Below are 17821 nucleotides of genomic sequence, written 5' to 3' on the forward strand. Positions count from 1 at the left end.
TACCCTGAATTGTGTAAGTTGGTGCTTTACCATTAGATACATCTGCACCACCACCAAAATATTGTGATGTATTTTGACTTACACTTGCAACGTCCCGATTAACCTGCTCCAACTGCGCAAAATTCACTGCATCATCAGGTTCTTCCCCAGCTGCCACTCCTGTAATCTGCTTATTGCCAGCATCAATACCATCCACAGTTATTTTAGCCCCATCAGCAAACAAAATGCCATCATCACTGATAGAGCTTCTCCCAGCGGTAACTCGTTCCACTGTAATATTATTAGCTAGATCAAATGTTACATTATTGTTTTCCTCACCTTTTGTAATCTTAAGGTTGTCGCTTGCAGCCGACAAATCTACAGTATCTTGTACACCAACAGCTTTAGCATTTTTACCTCCAACAGATAGTGTCCAACCTTGGTCTACGTATTTTTGTAATGATTTTAACTGTGCAACATTAACGGCATCAGTGTCGCCACTACCAGCTGCCACTCCTACAATCTGGCGCGTTTTTTTTGATTTAGCATCACCAACACTCACTGCACCTAGCGTACTCGCCCATATCATGTCGTCAGAATCTGAAGGGCCTTTAGTTAAAGAATTATACCCGATAGCGCCAGCAGCAACATCAGCCACAGACTCGCTCCCAAGAGCAACACCCTTATGCTCAGTCGCTCTTGCATCTGAACCAATCGCTATCGAAAGATCTGTTTGAGCTTGAGCACCATAACCTATAGCAATTGCTTTTTGTCCACCTGCAAGTGATTTGTTACCGAATGCAATACTATCAACGCCTTTTGCTTTTGCACGCCCACCAATAGCAATCGTATTGCTTGCTACTGCTTCAGACGCAACCCCTATAGCAATACTTGCTTGTCCACCTGCAAGTGCAGCAATACCAAAAGCTTGTGATCCCCCAAACTTTGCAGTTGCAGCCGCTCCAAATGCTGTTGAATAATGCCCCGTTGCGGAAGATCCACACCCAGTTGCAAAAGAATACACACCATAAGCTTCAGGCAGAACATTTGAAAGACCACCGGTTGCTTTTCCCATATATCCCCCCTTACCGGTCAGACCATCATCAACCCAATTAAGCTGAACCTTCGCCCAGTTAAAAGGACGCTTGCCATTAATCTCTTTATTCATAGAAACTCTTTCATATAGTTCCTCTGCAGTGATTTGGTTATTAGTACCTTGATTGCTTCCACCACGATCAACAACATTAAACACACCACAGTAATCCTTATCGCCAGCTAATACAATACTGCCATGGCTAGCGTATTGATAAGACACGCTAGGACCACTTGTACTTTGAACTTTATCACCTGTTATCGCAAGATTTGCAGCAACCACAGGAGAAACACTCGACAAGAGCGCCGCTATAACTGTTCCCAATGAAACAGCTTTAATCAAATTTGGTGTTGTATATTTTTTCATAATACCCCCTCATAACAATAGATTAAAAACACAAAAAAGGTGTGTTCTAGAGCTTTCTTATTTCCCTTGCGTGTTCCTGCTTTTACAGCGTGTTTTAGGACATAAATAAAATTAAGACGTAAGCTGTTGTTTCTGCAACGCCTTTAGAGGGTAATTAGGGGTAGGTTCGTGAAAGTCAATTTGAGGAAGGTAAAAAAATACTTAATATTAGAATGGATTTCATTTTTCTATCAAAGGTTGTGTGTCGTTTTTAGCTTTGATCTCTTTGAAAAAGGTATAATTTTTGTGCCTATTGATCATCCGCTTAGGCATCAGTTTATTTTTCGTGAATAAGCTCTTTTATTTCATTAGAGGATTTATGAAAGCTTTTTACTAAAATGCCCCATCTATATCCTTACTCATGGTAATGTGTCTCGTTGCTGTATCCTATTTTACAAAAATACTCACTGCTACTTGTTCTTTTATTCCCTTCAGTTGTGAAAAATTCACTGCATCAGTATTGCTAGTTCCTTCTGCAACATTTGTTACTTTTTTACTTGCCGCATTAATATTACCGGTGGTTATTTGCGGGACATCAGTAATTACTAAGCCTGTTGCATCGACTTTTCTTTTCTCTCCTAATGTTATGCTTTTCAATGCTATATCATTAGCCAAACCAAATATGAGCTTATTTTCATCGTCCTTATCTCTTTTAACCCTGAAGTTACTTCCTCCCGATGAAAAATTCATTGTACTATCTAGCACCCATATCTTTAGCTGCCTCACCAGAAATAGACTGTTTCCACTCTTTTTTTCTTACGACTTCTTCTAAATCTTGCAACTGTCTCAGGTTCACCGCATCGGCAGATTTGCTATCAGCTGCTACGCCTATAATTTGTCGCGTTATGTTCTTACTAGGAACACCAATATTTACTGAAACTTTCGTACTTTTCCATTGAGATTAGGTGTTTTTAGCCAGTCCTTGCAGAACAGACGTATCCCCAAAAACGCCAGCAGTCCTACCGGACACAGAGTTGTTCTCAATAGCCCCCCATCAACCGTCACTTTAGAATAAGAACCTAAAGCGATACTTCCAACCCCATTTGCTTTTGAATAGAAGCCCATAGAAATAGCTTCTTGAGCAAATGCTTATGTACGGATGACCAAGAGCAATCGAACCATATTCTAAAGCTTTAGAAACAGCTGCTACTACTGTTGAATAATCACTCTTCGAAAGAGTATAATCATTTTCCCCGTGTTCGCTCTTCTTATTATATTCACTACCTATTGCAATACTGCTTTTCTCTAAAGCGTAAGCCATATTGCCTACAGAAACGCTTCATTCTTTTTCCGTTTGCGCTCCACTACCCTAAAGCAATACTTGTGTTTGGAGTACGTTGCATATCTGTAGATCGTTGCATTATAAAGCATACGTTTAAAACTATACGAAAATAAAAGCTAAAACTGTCTTCTTTTAATAAAGGGTATATTCGTATTTACATTTCTTGAAGCATTTTAATAAATCAAAATAATAGCAATCAATTTTTTAAATCTTTACCATTAAGGTCTTTTATTCTCAAAAAAAGTTGTCATAGGCTTTTTATATTCGGATTTTATATAATTACGGGTGTTTTATACATTTAGAATAGCTTTAGAGAACTCTGGAAGAAAGTAAAAAATTTGCCCTTTTCTTCAATTAAGAAAAAGGCAAATCAATTTTATGGATTTAGTCGTTTATTAGTTGAGTATCACATTAACCCCTGTACTTATACCCCAGTGACCTCCAGAAGTGGTAATTGACAAGTTGGAACCAATATCACCGTTCTCTGAAGTATAACCTGCACCAAAAGCAAAAGCAGATTGACTACGCCATAAACCACTACCAAATGCGATTGTTAATTTTCCAGGAATATCACTATAGCGTAAACCAGCTACTGCTAAACCAACAGCTGCTGCTTGTCTTGCCTCTTTTCGAACATCCTCAACAGCATAACTTAATGTCGAAAACTTCATATCCGTATACGAATTAGCCTCACTAACTCCATCTTTTACAAGATGAGAAACTTGCTCATCCGTATACTTATTGGCATTTTCAAGCACAAAATCCATCTTATCTTTTAATTGACCGCCATTAATCGCTTCTTTCGAATCCTTTTCAATCTTTCCATCGGCTACATTGGCTATTAATACTGGAGAACTTTCATCTCCACCAACTAAGCTAACTTTATTGGTCTTTTTGCCCGTTTTTTTATCTTTATCGTATTGTACAGATCCCTCCGTAACTTTATTTTCAATATCCTTGACCTGATCTGTAATCATTTGCTGAGTTTCCCAAAGCTGTCCTCCATTCACAGCTTCTTTTGAATCTCTGTCTACCTTGCCATCCTCTACATTGATAATCTTACTTGGACTCTTAACACCCTGAGCATCAACATGAGATGCATCATAGCTTCCTTTTTCTTCATTCCAATTCAGACTATTCGAAGAGGTACCTTTTTCAACTTCTTTTATACGATCGTTGATAGTGCTCATGCTGTCATTAACAACATCAAATGCTTCAGAGACATTATTACGCTCCTCTTTATCACCTTTCGTACCATCCTTATTAAAGACCTGAACGGTGAATTTTGGTCCTTGCCAGTTTCCTTCCTTATCATAACCAGCTCCTCCACCAAAATATGAGGCAAATGTCTGTTGAAGAGTATAAATCTGACCACCATTAATCGCATCAGTCGAATCTTCTGATATCTTTCCTTTCGCAAGGAACGTGATCTTGCTGTTTTCCTTTTTACCTTCTTCCTCATGCTGTGCTACAAACGCACCTGCATCATCACTCCACAACAACGCATTTTGCTCAATGTTGTCTGAAATCTCATTATGAAGATTCTTGAAAACCTTATTTACACCGGCAAACGCGGCTGCAATGCTATCATAATCCTCCTCTACAAAGCTTCCATCTTCTTGGAAAGTCATTATCTTGAAACCTGGAAGGACCCAGCCATCACCATCATACTTAGCATCACCACCAAAATACTTTGCTAGCGACTGATTCAGATCATAAATCTGTCCACCATTAACCGCATCACTCGAGCCTGATACTATAGAGCCAGCCGCAAGTGATGTGATCTTGCTTGCTTTTCTGTCATCACCTTTCCCATGCAGAGCGACAAAAGCTTTGTCACCATCGCTCCAAGATAAAGAATCTTGTGCAACTCCCTCTGAGACCTCCTTAATGCGAGCGTTCACATTCTTGATATTCTCATCAAGCCCTTTAAAGGCAGAACCAACATCGGTATGCGGTTTATCTGTTACTTCACCACCTTTATCAATACTAGATAAATTATAAGTTGGCCCTTTAAAAGCACCATCCTTAAATTCAGCATCTCCACCCAACAATTTTGCTATATCCATTGAAAGAATGTGAACTTGTCCTCCATTGATAACATCCGTTGAGTTTTCCGCAATCGATCCGGCGGCTACATTATGGAGCGCAACAGGTGTAGCATCCTTCCCTTTCCCAAAAGTTACATTTGTATAATCAGTTTGATTATCTGTTGTTTTATCGTAAAGAACAACAGAAGAACTATCCGACAGAAGGGTATCAGAAAGATCCTTCAAACCTTTATCAAATTGTTCTTTGTTCACAGCTTCATTGGCTTTTTCTGCTGCCTTTACACCAGAAAGAGTTCGATCCTTACCACCCTTGTTTGCGATATTGATTTCACTACCTTCTACTCCTTTACCAATGTTGATAACATCTTCATTTTTCGTAACAAGCAAATTACTGATTACATCGCTGATCGCAGTTTGAACCTTTGTGAAAAGTTTACCCACACCTGAAAATGCATCTGATACATTCTTATAGCTTGATTCAGCTTCAGTGCCATCATCATTGATAATTTTGAGCTTAAAATCAGGAACTTTCAATTCCCCATCCTTATATTCAGCGTCATCAGAAAAATATTTTGCAACCTTATCGCCCAGTGAATAAAGTTGAGAACCATTTACAGCATCCATCGATTCTTTCGTAATATCTCCTACAGCAAGCGATGTGATTTTACTTGCCTTTCTGTCATCACCTTCCCCATGCTGGGCAACAAAAGCTTTGTCAGCATCGCTCCAAGATAAAGAATCTTGTGCAACTCCTTCTGAGACTTCCTTAATGCGAGCATTCACATTCTTGATATTGTCATCAAGTCCTTTAAAGGCAGAACCAACATCGGTATGCGGTTTATCTGTTACAACACCTTTTTCATCAATATTCGATAATTTATACCCTGGTACTTTAAAGTTTTTTCCATCAAAGGATACATCTCCACCTAAAATTTTTGATAAATCCCCAGTAATTGTATGAAGCTGACCACCATTAACGGCATCTGTCGAATTTGTGCTAAGATCTCCACCTGCAAGACCTGTTATTTTTTTACCTGCAGCATCAATACCATCCGCTATTACTTTGGGACCATTTTCAATAGTTAAGCCCGTTTTATCTAAAGTGATGTCTTTTAATTTTACACTGTTCAATGTGACATCTTGTGCCAAATCAAATGTTATTTTTTTGTCTTTATTGTCTGTTGTATCACTATTTTTAATCTCAAAGTTTTTGCTTCCAGAAACCAAATTTAATATATCACCCGGCTGAAAGTTTGAAACAGCCTTATCATTAAGAGAAAGTGTCCACCCTTGTGCTACAAATTCTCTTAATTTTTTCAGCTGTGCAATGTTGACGGCATCAGTGTCTGCATAACCCGCTGCCACACCTGTAAGCTGTCGTGTTATCTTATTCGGAGTATCACCAACACTAAAAGCTCCTTGAGTGCTCTTCCATATCACACCATCATCCGTTGACTGGCTCCCTATGGAAGGATCATAGCCAACTGCGGACACTGAGTTACGAGAAACAGATTTATAACCCACAGCAACACCACCCTCAGGAAGTACTTGTACATTTGAACCTAATGCCATACTATTTTTAGCTGTTGCAGCTGAAAGTCCACCTAATGCAATACTATTTTCACCAGATGCATTTGCAAAACCACCTAATGCAATACTATTTTCACCAGATACATTTGCAGAACCACCTAATGCAATACCATTGTTAGCAGTTGCACTTGAAAGCTTACCTATAGCAATACTTTCTTGCCCACCTTTTCCCTCACTGGCAGCAATTGTAATGCTCTCCGTTTCGGCGTGCCATTTAAAGACACTATCATCGGCAGCTTTTTTAATCTCATTGTGAAGATTTACATAAGACTTACCCACACCCTCAAAGGCTTTGGCTACATTTGGAAAACTTTCTTCTTCCATCTCATTCGTCTCAGGATTTAAAGTTTTAATTTTGAACTCTGGATTATCCCATTGACCATTCGTAAATTTAACACCACCGCCTAAATATCCAGCTATATGGGTAGCTACAACATTCAACTGACTACCATTTACCGCCTCTTGTGAATCTGCACTAAGATCACCAGATGTAACGCCCATTACCTTTTTATTTCCAGCATCAATACCACCGGTGGTTATTTTCGGACCATCAGTAATCACTAAGCCCGTGGCATCGAAGGTATTTGTACCTGCTTTTAAGCTTGTTAACGTAATGTCTTCAGCCAGATCAAATTTTACTTTATTGTTATCTTCGCCCTTTGTAATATTTAGGTTGTTACTTCCTGCGGAAAAATCTACCGCGCTATCCATAAAAACGGTTGTAGCATTTTTATCTCCAACAGAGAATTTCCAACCGTTTTGTCTTACAACTTGTTCTAAGTCCTGCAACTGTCTAAGGTTCACTGCATCGGTAACATTAGAACCAGCTGCTACGCCTGTAATTTGTCTGGTTATACCCTTACTATAATCACCAAATGAAACTGTTCTCTCTTTTTCATCAGAACTATCGGTTAGAGAAGAGCCGATTGCAATGCTATTTTTAGTATTTCTACTACTACCAGCTAAAGCAGTTAAGCCGATAGCAATCCCTTGGTCAGCCTTCGTCTGCGCTACCTGCCCGAAAACAATAGCATCATGCGCTTCTCCCTGAGCTCGTTCACCATAAATAAGAGAATTACCCAAATCCTGACTGCTAGTTATCTGATCTCCCTTTACAACTCCTGGAGTTAAAGCTGCTCTTGTTATTTTTTTACTTCCAGCATTCATATCAATTGAACGTATCGAATCGCTGGTTTCTGCCAAAACATTCACTATAGGACTATAATCACTTACACCAGTAAGAGTTTTGGTTAAAAAATTTTCATAGTCATCAGCAGCACTTACCTTGGATGTCAAAGCAACATTCAGCGCTGTTAAATAATTTTCCTGTGATGAACTAGAAGAATCCAAATCATTCGAAAAAACAGGGGAAATACTGGCTAAAAGTGCCGCTATTGAAGTCAAGGATAGGACTTTAATAAAAGGAAAACGAGAAAATTTTAAATTGCTCCCTGCTAATTTTGTATATAATTTTTTCATAATGAACTCCCCAATGAAAGAAATAACTATAAACACAAAAAAGACACATTTAAACGCTATTAGGTCCCCTAAAATTGGTTTTTCTAAACGTATTCAAAATTTAGTACCTGACTGAAAAGATAGAGAAGTTGTGTTTTAGGTTTTATGGTTAATGCGTTTTGCTCTTTTACATTTCCTAAGAAAGTAAATTTTTTTGTGGTGATTGGTTTTTTTTTACCTTTAAACTTATTGGTTGTTTTTTGCAAGGGGTAGAGTTAATTTAGCATATTGTTTTATAGCTTCTTCCAGTAAAGTTGAAATACATTTGAATGGAGATTTTTGTCTTAGTAGAAAGCTTTTTAATAGATTTGTAGAGAGCAAAAGGTTTTTTTATCTGTAGAGTGCTACAGATTTTTCAGATTTAAAAATTAAAGAAGAAAATAATAAACTTATAATTTATGAAAAAACTCATTATCTTATTTTGAAATAAGAGGTTCATTTTGTTGAAAGCGTCCGGTTTTTCTGTTTTTTAAACCTGTATTTATCGTTAGCGCTTATCAATTTATATATTTTTTACATACGTAACAACAATTCACCCCTGCCTCATGAGACAGGGGTGAAAAGGAATTTTTATGTATTTTGTTTATTATCAATTCAATGTCATATTGAATCCCGCACCTACACCCCAGTGACCTCCAGAAGTTGTTGCGGATATGTTAGAGCGGTATTTTCCATTTTCTGAGGTGTAACCTGCACCAAAGGCAAATGCAGACTGACTACGCCATAAACCAGTACCAAATCCAACGCTTAATTTTCCAGGTGTATCATTGTAGCGTAAGTTAGACACTGCAAGACCAATAGCCGCTGCTTGTCTTGCCTCTTTTTTCACACTCTCAATACTATAGTTTAAAATATCAAACTTCATATCTGTATATTGCTTAGCCCGATCAACAGCATCATCAATCGCATCAATCACAATATTATTAACCCGTTGATCTGTATACTGCTTGGATTCATCAAGAATAATCTTCATCTGTTCTTTAGTATAATCATGAAGTTGACCACCATTTACAGCCTCTTTCGAGCCTTTTTCAATTTTACCATCAGCTACATTATCAATCAGAACAGGTTCACTGGCATCCCCCCCCGCTAATGTGATTTTATTGGTTTTTTTGCCGTTTTCATCTCTATCATAACGAACAGCATCCTCTTCAATGCCGTCAACTCTATTATTGATGTTATCAACTTTGGCATCAATATTGATAACTGTATCACCAATATCAGCAATCGTATTGGAAATGGTATCAACTCTGTTGGTAAGATGCTTCACATCTTTTTCGACACCAGTGACACGTTCATTGGTTTCCCAAAGTTGCCCACCATTGACGGCATCTTTCGAGCCTTTTTCAACTTTACCATCAGCTACATTGATAATTTTATTCGGCTTTCCATCGCGACCAGCATCATAGGCTTTTTCTTTATCATTCCACTTTAAAGCATCTGAATCGACCTTGTTGATGACATCATCAATACGGTTATTAATATTTGACATATTTTTATTGACGTCACCAAAAGCATCAGCGACATTATGATGCTCTGTCTCAACAGTCGTACCATCAGCATTGACTTGAACAATCTTAAAAGTAGGATCTGTCCATTTGCCATTCTCATATTTGGCACCGCCACCGAAATAATTTGCAAGTTGGTTATTCATGGAATAAAGTTGGTTGCCCGTAATGGCATCTGTTGAACCTTGAGCAATCTCACCATCTAAAAGATACTTCAATTTGCTGTTTGTTTTCTTACCATCTTTTTCATGACGTGCCACAAATGCTTCTTCCTCATCATCCCACAGTAAAGCATCTTTAGAGAAATCTTCAATTTTCTGGTTAAACTCATTGGATACATTCGTTAAGCGTTGATTCACATCTTGAACATTTTTATCAAGACCTGTTAAAGCATCACCAACATTGTAAAAATTAGCCTTCCCTACTTCACCACCTACAATAGCGGATAAAGTATATTTCAGCCCTTCAAAAGCACCGTTAATGAACTTTGCACCACCACCAAAAAACTTTGCAATATCTGCTGATATTTTATTAATCTGACTACCATTGATTGCATCGTTGGAATTTTCAGAAATGCTACCATCTTTTACGTTATGAAGAGCAACTGGTCCGTTGTTCTTATCGCCGCCCAAAGTTACACTACCATAATTAACACTATTATCGTCATTCTTATCATAGAGAACCGCAGCAGCAGTTACTGTCTCAATATCTTTAGAAATCTTATCTATGCTTTTATCAAGTTGGTCTTTGTTAACAGCTTCATCACCATTTTCTGCCTCCCGCACGCCAGAAATTCTACGTCCTGAACCACCAACACCTGCAATATTGATCTCAGTACCAGCGGTATCCTTACCAATAGTAATAATACCTAATGCACCTCCATCTTGCTTAACAAGACTATTTTTTACCACATCGGAAATCTTATTATCAATATTTGTGATAGAAGTATTAACACCTGTAAACGCTTCCGTAACATTATGATAGGTCTTCCCCTGAATAAGGAAAGCTGGTTCTACACCATTCAGTACATCTGTACTACCCCCAAAATATTTCGATGTATTTTGAGCGACTGTTTTAAGATTGTCAGTAACAGTTGTAACCTTCTTATCCGTAGCAAAAAGCTGTGAACCATTTACCGCTTGCGTTGATGTTTGAGAAAGTTCTCCATCTTTCACACCAGAAAGTGTTCTTTCTTGATTATCTTTATTTACAAGGCTGATTTCAGTACCACCAGTTGCTTTACCCACAGTAATAAGACCATCTTCTCCCTCCTGCTTTACAAGGCTATTTTCTGTTACATTGTTAATCTGATTATAGATATCCGTAATAGAATTATTGACACCTTCAAAAGCATCAGCGACATTATGATGCTTTTTCTCAACAATAGTGCCATCCTCATTACGCTGAGAAACTTTGAAAGTAGGATCTATCCACTCTCCATTCTCATAGCGAGCACCACCGCCAAAATAATTCGCAATCTTATCGCCCATCTTATAAAGTTGAGAACCATTTATTGCATCTGTTGAATCTCCTGAAATATCGCCATCCGCAAGGAACTTAATCTTACTATCTGTCTTCTGTCCATCTTTTTCATGAAGTGCAACAAATGCACTCTCAGAACTGCTCCACAATAAAGCATCTTTAGAGAGACCCTGAATTTCCTCAGTAAAATTATTGACTACATGTGTTAAACGACTATTCACATTTTTGACATTCGCATCAAGCCCAGTCAAAGCATCACCAACATTTTCAAAGGTTTTCTGTTCTACCTTACCATCTGCAGAAACGGTAGATAAATTATACTGTGGTCCAACAAAAACACCATTTTCAAATGAAGTACCACCACCAAAGAATTTTGCAATATCTCCAGAGATTGTATTAATTTGACTACCATTTACAGCTTCCATGGAGTCTTTGGAAATTTCACCATTTTTTACACCTGCAATGGTTCGCTCTCCCTCAGTACCTGTAATATCAATTTTCGTACCGCCTTTTTCAGCACCAATAGTGATAAGCTTCTGATCTTCTTTCCATTTAACAAGACTATTTTCTGTTACATTATTAATCTGACTATAAATATCTGTGATAGAAGTATCAACAGCAGCGAAAGCATCCGTTACATTGTCGTGTTTTGTATTCTGAACCATAAAAGTTGGTTTGATACCATTAAGTATATCTGTCTCCTTACCACCAAAAAAATCCACTATATTAGTAATATAACTAAACAGCTGATGGCCATTTATTGCTTCTGTTGAATCGGAACTAACTTTTCCAACTGCAACGCCAGAAATAATTCGATCCTTGCCTTCAGAGTTGGCAACATTTATTCCAATACCTTCTTTTTGCGCACCAATAGTGATAAGCTTTTCGTCTTCTTTCCATTTAACAAGACTATCGTCCGCCACTTCTTTTATTTTCTCTTCTACTGTCTTCAACTGGTTAAGATTAACTGCATCCGTACCCAAAATACCGTCTGCCACTCTTCTAATTACTTTATCGCCCGCATCAATACCGCCATATGTTATACTTGGACCACGTTTAATCACCAAGCCATTATCAGTTATAGTAACTTCATCCCCTACTTTTATTTTATTAACTTTAATAAGTTCGTTTAAATCAAATGTTACCTCGTTATTATTGCCTCTTACAATTTTGAGATTTTTGTGGTCATCCTTATCTGCAGCAGCTACAAACTTTACTGTACTCCCAGCTTTAACATCTGTAGCTTCTCCGTCTTCAACAGCAAGCTTCCAACCCGTTTTAATTCCCGCTGTAACATCTTTCAGCTGCTTAAAATTCACAGCATCGGTATCATCAGTTCCGTTAGCAACTTTTGTGATTTTTTTATTGTAAGCATCAATACCATCAACAGTTATGCTTGGTCCCCCATCAACAAACTTAAAGCCATCGTTGCTCATAATGCTGTTGCCTGTCGTGACACTCGTGAGCTTAAGAGTATCATTCAAAGAAAATGTGACTTTGTTATTGTCTTTTACAATTTTGATATTTTTGCTTCCATCCTTACTCGCACCAGCAACAAGATCTACTGTACTCCCAGCTTTAACATCTGTAGCATTGTTACCATCAACAGAAAGTTTCCAGCCATTTTCTGCAAGTGTCCTTACCTCTTTCAACTGTTCATAATTTACAGCATCAGTATCGCCTTCTGCCTTAGCTACTCCTGTAATTTTTTTATCACCAGCATTAATACCATTCAAAGTTATGCTTGGTCCATTACCATCAATAAACTTAAAGCCCTCATCACTCATAATGCTGTTGCCTGTCGTGACACTCGTAAGCTTAAGGTTATCATTCAAAGAAAATGTAACTTTATTACTGTCTTTTGCAATTTTTATATTTTTGCTTCCGTCCTCACCCGCATCCGCAACAAGATCTACTGTACTCCCAGCTTTAACATCTGTAGCATTGTTACCATCAACAGAAAGTTTCCAACCTGTTGCCATCCCTGCTGTAAAGTCTTTCAACTGTTTATAATTTACAGCATCAGTATCTTCTTCCCCTGCCGCTACTCCTTTAATCGTTTTATCACCAGCATGAATACCATTAACAGTTATGCTCGGCCCATTACCATCAGTAAACCCAAAGCCAACAGCACTCATAATGCTTTCTCCTGCTGTGACAGTCATTACCTGAATATCATCAGCTAGATCAAACGTGACAGTGTTATCTTTATCTTTTTCGATCTTGATATTTTTTGCACCGTTATTGTCAGCTGACTGAAAATTTACTGTACCATTTGGACCAATAGCCGTAGCATTTCCACCGTTAACAGCAAGCTGCCAACTCGTTTTGGTTGCATCTTGTACAGCTTTCAGCTGTTTATAATTTACAGCATCAGTATCTTTTTCCCCATCTGCTACGTTTGTGATCTTTTGCTTGGCTGCATCAATACCATCAATAGTCATGCTTGGACCATCATTACCATTAATAAAAAAGCCGTCTACAGTCATGCGTGAACCGCTTTCACCGTTAACAAAAAAGCCATCATCACTCATCGTGCTTTGGCCTGTGGTGACTTGCGTCAATTTAAGATGATCATTTAAAGTAAATTCAATTTTATGCTTATTATCTGCAGTGTTTTTTGCAATCTTTAAGTTGTCTTTTCCCGCTTCTTTTTCACTTTTCACTGAAAAATCTACAGTATTGCCTGAATTCACATCTGTCGGATCGGTATCGTTAGCAGAAAGTTTCCACCCCCCTCCCCCTGCTATGATATCTTTCATAGCTTTTAGTTGCGCCACGTTTACCGCATCAGTATCTTCACTTCCAGCTGCAACCCCTGTAATTTGTCGTGTTAGCGTACCATTACCACGACCGCCAACTTCACCAACGCTAAAAGCGCCTGTGGTGCTCTTCCATGCTATACTGGTTTTTGTTGTCCCTTTACCTGTTACAGGATCATAACCAGCAACATTCTTGTCTCTATCAGAGATAGCCCCACCACCTACAGCAACACCATCTCTAACAAGCACTTGCGAATTTACACCAATGGCAACCGAATCTTCTTTTTCAGCATAAGCTTGCGTACCTATAGCAATCGCATTTTCAGCATTCGCGATTACTTTTCTGTTAGGATCATTTTCTTCGGTTCTGTCAGAGCGCCTGCCCCCTATTGCAATAGCACCTGAAGCTTTAGCTTCAGCATCTGTACCTATAGCAATCGTATAACTCTTTTCTGCCTTTACCTTTGTACCTAAAGCAATGCTATTTGTACCTAATGCAGTTGCAAGCCCTCCAATAGAAACTGAAGATTTGCCCGATGCTTCTGAGCCTACACCCATAGCAACACTTGCTATACCACTTGCAAGTGCGGAAACACCAAAAGCTTGTGCACCCCCTGCCTTTGCTGTCGCACCTGCACCAAATACGGTTGAATAATTACCCGTCGCTGCAGATCCACAACCCGTTGCAAAAGAATAAACACCATAAGCCTCAGGCATAGCACTAACGATACCGCCAGTCGGTGTCCCCATATAACCTTTAGTGGGATCACTTAATGTCCCATCACCAGTCCAAGTAACCTTTTCAGTGGTCGTGCCGTAAGGACTACGACCTCCAAAAACTTTCTCACCAATAAATCTCTCATATTGTTGCTCTGCGGTTATTCGTTGACTTTCACCAACTCTCTCTTGTTGTTTGCCGCCACGACCAATAACGTTGTCTACACCACAGAAATCATCATCACCAGCCAACACAACACTCCCATGACTACCGTGTGGATATGCAACACCAGTACCAGTTGTACTTTGACTCGCCCCTCCTACTATCGCAAGATTCGCCGCAAAAACAGGAGAAACACTCGATAAGAGTGTGGCCATTACCGTACTAAGAGAGACAACTTTAATTAAATTTGGTGTGGAATATTTTTTTTTCATAAGAATCTCCTCCTACAGAGTTCAACATCATCACAACGCGCGAAAACACACATGGCAAAACCCTTAGTTTGCGCACTTCAAAAACCAATAAATCAAGACAAAACTCCCCCCTACGATACCGATACTTATCCGGCATCGACCTAAAATCTCTGCAACAACATCGAATCTAGAAAAGTCCCCAACCCTTTTAGCTAGAGGGATTCAAGCTAAAAAATAAATAAAAACACAAAACTTTGAAAATATACTGTTATCTCCATTCAAAAATACTGCGATTTATCTCTTAACAAAAATAGTTTCACTAAAGAGCAATTCTACTTTTCAAATAAAGCGCATCAGAAGAATGGCAAGAGTGTAAAAATTATTTTTTATAAATTTATAAAAATACTTCTCAATAAATTAGCTGTTCTTATAAGCACAAATTTATGATTTTTTAACTTATAGCATAATGTAATAATGACGATTATCATGATAATCTCACTTTTTGTTGCGAGGTAAACTGTTTCAATATATTATACATCTCTTTGAAAGAAATCTGTCTTAAATATAATGATGCACGCTCTGTAAAAAGTTTTAACGTGCTCATCTTATCATCTTCATAAAAAGACAAAAGCGCGCCTATAAATAGTCTTTCGTTCTTCTCTCTTATATATCTGTTACCCTTCTATAGGAACAAAACATCGTCATTGTATTTTCACTATTGTATAAATTTTTTAATATCACAAACCGAAAAGAAGCTGTTTTCTAAACTCTTTCCTCTCACAGAACCCACTGTATTTTCACTGTTGTCCGTATCTTTTCTTCAACCAACAAATATTTCAGGAATGGCACTATATTAGCTTCTTTTTGAATCAATTTTGTTTGTATTGCTACCCGTCGTTCTTTTTATGAACCGTTTTATTTTTAATCAGAACAGTCTATTGATTTATAATGATAGTTTCTCGTTTTTCAGATCGAATAAGAGACTCGAAGATCGTGAGATCTTCACATTCCAAACTTGGTTATACAGCAGAAAATCAAAAAAGTTTTATTTTTTTTAAAGGCTGTTCATTCGTATCTTATGAAATTTCTAGATGTGCTTTTCAGTTTCGATTTTACGCTTTAAATGTAATTTTAAAAGTGGCAAAGTGGCTTCGACTTCTTCTATATCATTGAGGTTTTGAATAAGCTCTTGCAATCTTCCATAAAGCTCTGCTGCTAATTCCGCAACATCTTCAGGAGAAAGTGTTATTTTTGCATCATGATAGGTCGTATAAGCTAAATGTCCAAGCTTTTTCATCAGCCCAACAGGTATCGCCTGCGGTTTAAAACCAGCTGCTTTTGCCTTTGCCATATCTGAAAACATCTCGCCATTTCCCGTTACTAGCCAATCTAATGAAACACCACAAATTTCTTGATATTTGGAGAGCGCAGAGGCTGTAGGCTCACTTATACCAGTTTCATAAGTTCCTATAGAGCCAGCAGTGATACCAAGATGTTCAGCAAACTGCTTACGCTCTGTAAAACCAAGAGCGTGACGCACTTCACGAAAACGTTTTGCCAACTCAGTTTTAGGTTTTGCTTCCGGACGAGCCAAAAAAACACTCCAAAATCAATATAATTGCTGACTAAATAATTATATTGATTTACATCTATCATTACTGCCCCTTAAGAAGAGCAGTTATCACATACATAACCCCACAAAAACGGATGTTACAGCATCCATTCAAGCAGGAGCGAAAATTATGACAATTACAAAAATGCAATCGCCGTGGTATTTTTCTGAGCTGCGCCCCTGTAATATAACCTTGGAAAAACTCAAGCCTATCAGAGGCTATTTTCCAGAGTCAAAAACATTTGGACACAGGCCAATGAAAAAACTAAATGCGCCCCTGCCAACTCTATCAGTTTGCATGCCAAGCCAATTCTTGCCAACTGCTTTCTCAAAAGTTGCAGTCATATTCTTTCAAAAGCAAAAAGCCTAATACGATTCTCTTCATTTCATGCTGTGTAATATACCACTGAAATCTTATTACAAAAATATGCTAATGCATTTCCCATAGGTTTTTATAAGGTAAAAAGTTTATCAATGTCTAAAAATCAATATAAAATAGGCAAAATAATTGGTATTCTACAAAAAATGAGATTATCACTCGTTATTAAAAAGTTAGACGTTTACAAACCCTGTTTGCTTATTTTATATATTAATAGCACTGATTTAGCTGTAACTGGCAATAGAGATTTCAGGGTGTTTGGTTTATCGTCAGAATACTCTTCCTCTACGCATATTAAAAGCCTTTTGGCAATGTATTTTAAATGCTATAAATTCTATAGTAAACACATTGCCATCCATATTTACAATTGGGCGCTTCAAAATCTTGGAGTAATAAAATCTTTAATAGGCTTTGATTTAAAAGCGCGTATTTTGCAGAAAATTGACAAAACCATGAGGTTCGTATACATGGCAATTCTAAGTGATGATAGTGGAGTGATACTTAAAAAAGCTGCATGGAAACCCGCAACGTTGAGGAATTAAGCATGACCTCTTTATGCGATAAAGAATTATCTGATACACTGGTTGGTCTTTATGACGACTATCAACGCGGTTTCGACATTGGAGAAGAGCTTAAACTGTGCGTGGATTTGGCGTTATCTCTTGAATTGGAACTCAGTATTCACCGTTTAAGTGAAACAGATGCTGTTTTAAAAAAAGAGATTGTGCAAACCTTGCATCGTCGTAGAAATACTCATTCCAATGAAGATGAAATTGATACAATTTTTCATATGGATTTTGAAAAACAAAAATAATACAATACTCTCCCCATATGATACGATATTACCTCATCGCTTTACTTTCTGCTACGCTTAGACAAAAAACTTTCAAGAAGATTTAAAGTGTTACGTTTTCGTCTTCTTAACAACAGTGAGATGAATTAAAGAAACGCATCAATTCTTTTAGATCATTATCAAAAAATAGAGAGTATTCTCTAGCATACATCAATTTATGCTTTGTTCATTAAGCA

The 17821-nt window shown here is 37.8% G+C and carries 8 protein-coding genes and 1 pseudogene; 3 read left to right on the plus strand and 6 right to left on the minus strand.

Annotated elements, in window-relative coordinates; translation table 11 throughout:
* From ACFINX_RS00005 to ACFINX_RS00030, 6 genes and pseudogenes are all read right to left on the minus strand, one after another.
* Positions 1–1438, minus strand: a pseudogene (locus tag ACFINX_RS00005) (hypothetical protein); the annotation flags it as partial.
* Between the two features lie 426 nt (positions 1439–1864).
* Positions 1865–2167: a hypothetical protein gene (locus ACFINX_RS00010; RefSeq protein ID WP_375611461.1), complete on the minus strand. Its 303-nt coding sequence runs from the start codon at positions 2165–2167 to the stop codon at positions 1865–1867.
* Between the two features lie 316 nt (positions 2168–2483).
* On the minus strand, positions 2484–2738 hold the full coding sequence (locus ACFINX_RS00015; protein ID WP_375668137.1) for a hypothetical protein: 255 nt from the start codon (positions 2736–2738) through the stop codon (positions 2484–2486).
* Positions 2739–3154: 416 nt separating this feature from the next.
* Positions 3155–7879 carry a YadA-like family protein gene (locus ACFINX_RS00020; protein WP_375668138.1) on the minus strand — a complete coding sequence of 1575 codons (4725 nt, stop codon included), beginning with the start codon at positions 7877–7879 and terminating at the stop codon, positions 3155–3157.
* Positions 7880–8507: 628 nt separating this feature from the next.
* A complete protein-coding gene (locus ACFINX_RS00025; protein ID WP_375668139.1) occupies positions 8508–14822 on the minus strand; it encodes a Vomp family autotransporter in 6315 nt (2104 codons plus the stop codon).
* Between the two features lie 1066 nt (positions 14823–15888).
* The gene (locus ACFINX_RS00030) at positions 15889–16395 is read right to left on the minus strand and encodes a helix-turn-helix domain-containing protein (protein WP_375639995.1); all 507 of its coding nucleotides are present in this window, start codon (positions 16393–16395) and stop codon (positions 15889–15891) included.
* A 148-nt stretch (positions 16396–16543) separates the two neighbouring features.
* Between ACFINX_RS00030 and ACFINX_RS00035 the strand changes: the two genes are divergently transcribed.
* The 3 genes from ACFINX_RS00035 to ACFINX_RS00045 all read left to right on the plus strand — a co-directional run bounded on the left by ACFINX_RS00035 (position 16544) and on the right by ACFINX_RS00045 (position 17606).
* Positions 16544–16783, plus strand: a complete 240-nt coding sequence (locus tag ACFINX_RS00035; protein WP_375612875.1) for a hypothetical protein — start codon at positions 16544–16546, stop codon at positions 16781–16783.
* A 104-nt stretch (positions 16784–16887) separates the two neighbouring features.
* Positions 16888–17334 carry a hypothetical protein gene (locus ACFINX_RS00040; protein ID WP_375612874.1) on the plus strand — a complete coding sequence of 149 codons (447 nt, stop codon included), beginning with the start codon at positions 16888–16890 and terminating at the stop codon, positions 17332–17334.
* 2 nt (positions 17335–17336) lie between these two features.
* Positions 17337–17606: a hypothetical protein gene (locus ACFINX_RS00045; protein ID WP_012754562.1), complete on the plus strand. Its 270-nt coding sequence runs from the start codon at positions 17337–17339 to the stop codon at positions 17604–17606.
* Positions 17607–17821: the final 215 nt, after the last annotated feature.

Origin of the sequence: Bartonella sp. AP36NXGY (genome assembly GCF_042195865.1) — a bacterium.
Lineage (GTDB): Bacteria > Pseudomonadota > Alphaproteobacteria > Rhizobiales > Rhizobiaceae > Bartonella.

Bases quoted from the DNA above. Each gene is read 5' to 3' on its own strand.
- ACFINX_RS00025 (WP_375668139.1), bottom strand. From the start codon at position 14,822: ATGAAAAAAAAATATTCCACACCAAATTTAATTAAAGTTGTCTCTCTT.
- ACFINX_RS00015 (WP_375668137.1), bottom strand. From the start codon at position 2,738: ATGGCTTACGCTTTAGAGAAAAGCAGTATTGCAATAGGTAGTGAATAT.
- ACFINX_RS00020 (WP_375668138.1), bottom strand. From the start codon at position 7,879: ATGAAAAAATTATATACAAAATTAGCAGGGAGCAATTTAAAATTTTCT.
- ACFINX_RS00045 (WP_012754562.1), top strand. From the start codon at position 17,337: ATGACCTCTTTATGCGATAAAGAATTATCTGATACACTGGTTGGTCTT.
- ACFINX_RS00010 (WP_375611461.1), bottom strand. From the start codon at position 2,167: ATGAATTTTTCATCGGGAGGAAGTAACTTCAGGGTTAAAAGAGATAAG.
- ACFINX_RS00035 (WP_375612875.1), top strand. From the start codon at position 16,544: ATGACAATTACAAAAATGCAATCGCCGTGGTATTTTTCTGAGCTGCGC.
- ACFINX_RS00040 (WP_375612874.1), top strand. From the start codon at position 16,888: ATGTCTAAAAATCAATATAAAATAGGCAAAATAATTGGTATTCTACAA.